Annotated in this window: 4 protein-coding genes; 2 read left to right on the forward strand and 2 right to left on the reverse strand. The window is 69.0% G+C overall.

From position 1 onward, the window contains the following. Window positions 1-186 precede the first annotated feature (186 nt). Complete coding sequence (locus HCK04_RS39810; RefSeq protein ID WP_142652697.1) at window positions 187-1,320, forward strand: inositol-3-phosphate synthase; 1,134 nt, start codon at window positions 187-189, stop codon at window positions 1,318-1,320. 69 nt (window positions 1,321-1,389) lie between these two features. On the opposite strand, the gene HCK04_RS39815 is transcribed toward HCK04_RS39810, so the two are convergent. Together HCK04_RS39815 and HCK04_RS39820 are read right to left on the reverse strand one after the other, a co-directional pair. Next, window positions 1,390-3,102, reverse strand: a complete 1,713-nt coding sequence (locus HCK04_RS39815) for a cellulose binding domain-containing protein (RefSeq protein ID WP_142652698.1) — start codon at window positions 3,100-3,102, stop codon at window positions 1,390-1,392. Window positions 3,103-3,194: 92 nt separating this feature from the next. Beyond that, window positions 3,195-4,661, reverse strand: a complete 1,467-nt coding sequence (locus tag HCK04_RS39820) for an endo-1,4-beta-xylanase (RefSeq protein ID WP_142652699.1) — start codon at window positions 4,659-4,661, stop codon at window positions 3,195-3,197. A gap of 1,089 nt (window positions 4,662-5,750) precedes the next feature. Between HCK04_RS39820 and HCK04_RS39825 the strand changes: the two genes are divergently transcribed. Next, the coding region (locus tag HCK04_RS39825; protein ID WP_185949116.1) for an RICIN domain-containing protein at window positions 5,751-6,372 on the forward strand (622 nt) is incomplete at its 3' end.

Below are 6,372 nucleotides of genomic sequence, written 5' to 3' on the forward strand. Positions count from 1 at the left end.
GCTGATTCACCCCCCACGCTGATTCACCCCCCACGCTGATTCACCCCCGAGCAGGCACACTCTGCGCCGCTTCACCCTGATGCGTTTCACCCTGCGCCGATTCACTCTGCGCCGATTCACCCTGCGCCGATTCACATTGAGCAGCACCCGCACCATCCCGGCCGACCGGCCGGGGAGAGGAGACAGATGAAAACCGGAGTATGGCTGATAGGAGCACGCGGGTCGGTCGCGGTCACCAGCATGCTCGGGGCGTCTGCGGTGCGGGCGGGCCTGGCCGAGCCGACCGGATGCGTCCTCGAGTCGCCCGAGCTGCACAGCGACGCCCTCCCCGCCATAGGCGACCTGGTCTTCGGCGGCCACGACATCTCCTCGATCCCCCTGGTCAAGAAGGCCGCCGCGCTGGCCGAGGCGGGAATCGTCCCGGCCCGGCTCGCCGGTGCCGTGCAGGACGCGCTGCTCGAAATCGAGCAGGATGTGCGGCCCCTGCCGCTCCACGAGAACCAGGCCGGGGTCGCGGACGCCATCGGCGCCGACCTGGACCGGTTCCGCCGCCGGCACGGGCTGGACCACGTCGTCGTGATCAACGTCTCGACCACGGAACCCGCGCCGCCGCCCCATCCCGCCCACGCCGATCTCGACGCGCTGCGGGCCGCGCTCGACGGCCCGGAGCCCGTCCTGCCGCCCAGCGCCCTGGCCGCCTACGCCGCCCTGCGCGCCGGCTGCCCGTACGTCGACTTCACGCCGTCCACCGGCGCCCGGCTGCCCGCCCTCGACGCCCTGGCCCGAGTGCAGGGGCTGCCGTACGCCGGTCACGACGGCAAGACAGGTGAGACCCTGGTCAAGTCGGTGCTCGCCCCGATGTTCCGGCTGCGCAACCTGAAAGTGCGCGCCTGGTCGGGCACCAACCTGCTGGGCGGCGGCGACGGCGCGAACCTCGCCGAGCCGGCGGCCAACGCGGCCAAGTCGGCCAGCAAGCAGCGCGTGCTGCGCGAGACGCTCGGTTACACCCCGCAGGGCGACACCCGGATCGACTTCGTCGAGGACCTCGACGACTTCAAGACGGCGTGGGACCTGATCTCCTTCGAGGGCTTCCTCGGCACGCGCATGCGCATGGAGTTCACCTGGCACGGCTGCGACTCGGCGCTGGCCGCGCCGCTGGTCCTGGACCTGGCCCGGCTGACGGCGGCCGCCCAGCAGGCCGGGTGTACGGGCCCGCTCACCGAGCTGGCCTTCTTCTTCAAGGACCCCCTCGGGGAGGTGCCCCACGCGCTTGCCGAGCAGTGGCGGGTGCTGCGCGCCTTCGTGTCCGCGCTCGGATGATCCTCCGCCGCTGCCCCGGGCCGGTGAGTCCGGGGCAGCGGCGGGGTCAGGTCGACGTCGCGGCCTCGGTCAGGCCACGACGCAGGGCACGCCGTTGAGAGTGAAGGCGGTCGGTTTGGCCGTGTTGCCGGTGTGGGTGGCCTGGAAACCGATGTCGACGGTGGCTCCGGGGGCGATCGTGCCGTTGTAGCTGACATTGCTGGCGCTCACCTGGCCGCTTGAGGGCGAATAGGTGGCGTTCCAGCCCGAGGTGATCGACTGCCCGGAGGGCAGGGTGAAGCTCAGCGTCCAGCCGCTGATCGTGAAGGTCCCGGTGTTGGTGATGCTGATCGCGGCCGTGAAGCCGGTGTCCCAGGCGTTCATCGTGTAGGTGACCCGGGGCCCGGTGCCGGTGCCGCCACTGGGCGACGGGCTCGGCGAGGGGCTCCGCGCCGGGCTCGGCGACACGACGGGCGACGGGGAGGGCGAGGGGCCTCCGCCGCTCAGGCTGGTCACGAACGTCGTCATGCTGCGGGCCGGGAGCGTGACGGTCAGGGATCCGTTCGACATCGTGGTCTGCGCCTGGGGAGCGACGTTCCTGCTCGCGTCGGTCAGCCAGGACGAGACGGCGGCCGAGCCGGCGTTGGCCACGGTGAACTGCTGGCTCACCGCGGAGGTCCCCTTGTTGATGGCGACGATGACGACGGTGTCGTCGTTCCGGTACGCCGAGACGTAGACGTTGGACGCGGGGTTGGCCGTCGCGTCGATCCGTACGTATCCGGGGCGGACGAACCTGGCGAACTGCGCCATGATGGCGCCGCGCTTGCTGAGCTGGCCGTCCTCGCGCATGGGGCCGTAGCTGCGCCGGATGTACCACCAGACGTACGCCTGGAACTCGGCCTCCACCATGGCGCGGTGCATGTGCTCACCCACGTCGAGCGCCTGGGGCCAGGTGTCCGCCGAGTCGGAGCTGTTGGGGTAGTAGACCTCGGTCATCCAGAGGTCCTTGCCGGCGCCCTTCTGCTTGAAGAGCGGATAGGGGAAGTTCGAATACGGCGTGCCGTAGAGGTGCGCCCCGATGATGTCCACGTTGGCGAGCGCCGTGGAGTCGTTGAGGATCGGGTCCGACATGCTCTTGACGTACTGGAACGACTCGGGCGCGATGACCCGGGTGTTGATAGAGCCGGCGTTCTCACGCAGGAACCGGACGATTTCAGTGGACGTCCACCACGTCCAGTCGTGCGCGTAATCGGGCTCGTTCTGCACGGATATGGCGTACAGATTCACCCCGTTGTTCCGCATGTACGTGCTGAAGGAGTTCAGATGCTGGGCGTACGCCGCGTACTGGTCATACCTGAGACGCTTCGCGTTGGTCTGGCCGTTGCGGTTGAAAGTCTCGATCATGGACGCCGGGGGATTCCACGGCGAGGCGAAGACGATCGCCCCGAGCTCGGCCGCGCGTTTCGCCGTCGCAAGGTCACGGCTCCAGTCCGACTGGTTCTCGCCGACGGGGATCCGCAGGATGGAGAACCCGAGCTTGCCCTCGCCGTTGCCGAACGCGGTGTCCCGCTGGGCGGCGGTCAGGTCGCCGATCCAGGCGGCGTGGGCCATGCCGCCGAAGCCCCGGATGGTCTGCCGCTGCGCCGACGGATTCACGGTCGCGGTGGCCGCCGAGGCCGCCGAGGCCCCCAGGACCGACGTCGCGGCCGTGATGACCGGCAGGGCCCCCACCGTCGCCAGGACGGACCTGCGGCTCAGCAACCGCCGCTCGCCGCTCACGGGCCCATGCTGATCCTGCGTCATGCCTTCTCCTCTTGACTTGTCGGTGTTGATCCGCGCCGACGGGTCCGCGATCCGCCCGGGGCGGCCACGGGGCCGCCCCGGGCGGAGTGGTGTCACACTCGGGTCCACTGCTGGTTGGTGCCGCCCCAGCAGGAGTAGATCTGGAGTTTCGTGCCGTTGGCGGTGCCAGCGCCGATGACGTCGAGGCACTTGTTCGCGCCGACCGCGGTGATGGTGCCGTCGGAGTTGAACTGCCACTTCTGGTTGCTCTGGCCGTTGCAGTCCCAGATGATCACGCTGGTGCCGTCGGCGGTGCCTGCGCCGTTCACGTCCAGGCACTTGTTGCCGTAGACCCGCAGCTCACCGGAGCTCGTCTGCGTCCACGTCTGGTTGCTCTGGCCGTTGCAGTCCCAGATCTGCACCTGGGTGCCGTTCGTCTGGGAGGCGTTGGGAACGTCGAGGCAGCGGCCCGATCCCACGCCCTTGATGGCGTTCCCGTTTCCGCTGGGCGGGGGAGAACTGGACGTCCCGCCGTTGAGGGCGTCGAGGACGGCGGTGTAGGCCTGCTTCTTGTTGAAGTTGCCGTCGAACAGCAGTGGGGTGTCCCCGCTGCGCCAGGACCACTTGTCGGTGATGCCCCACACCGTGATGCCGGTGCAGCGGGACACGGCCATGCAGGCCTGGACGACGCGGCGGTAGGCGTCGGCCTGCGTGGAGCCGGAGCCGCCGACGTCGAGCTCGGTGATCTGGACGTCGACGCCGAGGGCGGCGAACTGGGCGATGTTCTGCTGGTAGTTGGACGGCGGGTTGCCGAAGTGGGACTGCAGCCCGACGCAGTCGATGGGCACGCCGCGGGCCTTGAAGTCCTTGACCATGTTGTAGACGCCGCGGGTCTTGTTCGCGTTGGCGTCGTCGATGTTGTAGTCGTTGTAGCACAGCTTGACGTTGGGGTCGGCGGCGCGTGCGGCGCGGAAGGCCTCCTCGATGAAGCCGTTGCCGAGTTTCTGCGTGAAGATCGAGCTCCGCAGGCTGCCGACCGAGCCGCCGTCGGCGAAGGCCTCGTTGACCACGTCCCAGGCGTAGACCTTGCCCTTGTAGTGGTTCATGACCTGGGTGATGTGGTTGGTCATCGCCGAGCGCAGGTCGCTGGCCGACATGTTGTTGTTGATCCAGCTGGGCAGCTGAGCGTGCCAGACCAGGGTGTGGCCGCGGACCTTCATGCCCTTGCTCACGGCGTGGTTGACGATCTGGTCGGCCGAACCCCAGTTGAAGGAGTTGCGGGAGGGCTCGATCGGGCCCCATTTCATCTCGTTTTCCGCGGTGACCGAGTTGAACTCCCGGTCCCAGGTGGCCACGTAGGTCGAGTCGTTCAGGTGCCCGGCCGCGATCGCGGTGCCGAAGTAGCGGCCGCTCTGGGCGGCGGCCGCACCCAGGGTGCCGGCTGCCGCGTCAGCGGGGACGGATGCCGAGAGTGCGGTGACCGTGCCGAGTGCGCCGAGGGCGCCGGCGATCAGCAGCCGGCGGGTGCCGGCGAGCCTATGCCGTCTTCCGCCGGCGGGTCGTGGGGCTGTTTCGCCCATGCTTGAGCCTCCAACTGCGAAATCGATGAGGGAACGCGGAAAAGACGTCCGCGGGAACACCACGCCGTCGGCCGTCATTTGAAGCCGAAACGGTGGCCCCTGCCGCGCACCACCGATCCGGCAGGAGGAGCCGCCTCCGGGGAGTCAGTCTGGAAATCATCCCGAAACGTGTCAAGAGTGTTGCCTGTAAGTTTCGAAGCAGCTTTCGCGCGCATGCGTCATCTGCGCAGGTGTACGGCGCGAAATGTCGTTCGTAAAGGGCGCGACTTCCTTCGCGCCGCCCACGGATCACGTGGGTCGCGATGAAAGTTTCCCGCGCGCCGGACTCCGGAGGGAGTTCCCGCGTCCACGGAAGAGCAGGTCGGCCGCGCCCGGTCGGCGCGACGACCGGAACGCGGAGGGGCAAGGGTTGACGCGGCGTGCCGCGTCGGGTTTGATCCGCGCTACACCACCACGCACGGGCCGTTCGATGAGAGAGGAGTATTGGTCGCAGAATTGTTAGCGCTAACATCCGCCTCGTAGACCCACATGACTTTCCGGCCGGCACGCGCCGTCCGCAGCACTTGTGAGCGGCAGACGGCTGTCAAAGGGTTCACGAGCCGGTCGCTGTTTCCACCGTCACGCCTTTCGGCGCGTCGGTTCCGGCGCCGCGAGTTCCGGTACGCCGGCTTTCGGCGCTGAAAGTATGGCGCTGAAAGTATGGCGCCGAAAGTATGGCGCCGAAAGTATGGCGCTGAGAGTTCGGCACCGAGAGCGTGGCGCTGGTAGTCCGGCGCTGGGCGTATGGCGCCGTCTCTTTGGCGCCGTGACTTCCGGCACGTGAATTCCGGGAGTTCCGGCGCCGCGTTCGACACAAGCGGCGTCCGCCGGCGGGCCGCCTCCGCCGCGTGCCGGGCGACGACGCCGTCCGCCGATCCGGCCGGGTGCCCTCGGGGGCGACCACGTCGAACCCGCCCCGGCGGCCGATCCGCAGCCCTGCCGTTCCCTTCACCTTCCGGCGAGGCGCGCCCTCGTGCCCTGGCGCGGGCCACGCACCACCGACCGCGCATTGTCCCCATCCCCAGCCGTGTCTCCGCTGAAGGAGAGAAGATGCACCAACCCCCCGTCCGTACGACGAGTGGCCGGCGACGCGCGCCGGCCACCGTCTTCGCCTGCCTGCTGGCGGCGCTCGCGACCGTTCTGGCGTCCGCCGTCACCTGGGTGGCGCCGGCCTCCGCGGCGACCGTCGACACCAACACCTGGTATGTCCTGGTCAACCGCAACAGCGGCAAGGCGCTCGACGTCTACAACTTCTCCACCGCCGACGGCGGGGCGCTCGTGCAGTGGAGCCGCAGCAACGGGAACAACCAGCAGTGGCGGTTCCTCGACTCCGGCGGCGGCTACTACCGCCTGCAGTCGCGCCACTCGGGCAAGGTGATCGACGTGGCCAACCTCTCCACGGCCGACGCCGCCGACGTCGTGCAGTGGAGCGACCACAACGGCACCAACCAGCAGTTCCGGCTCGCGGACTCGTCCGGCGGCTACGTACGGCTGGTCAACCGCAACAGCGGCAAGGTCGTCGAGGTCCAGAACGCCTCCACCGCGGACGGCGGCAGGATCGTGCAGTACTCCGACTGGGGCGGCAACAACCAGCAGTGGCAGCTCGTCCCCGTCGGGAGCGTCTCCGATCCCTCGCCGTCACCGTCGGCCTCGCCGTCGGCCTCGCCGTCAG

This window comes from Microbispora sp. CL1-1 (assembly GCF_012034195.1).
Lineage (GTDB): Bacteria > Actinomycetota > Actinomycetes > Streptosporangiales > Streptosporangiaceae > Microbispora.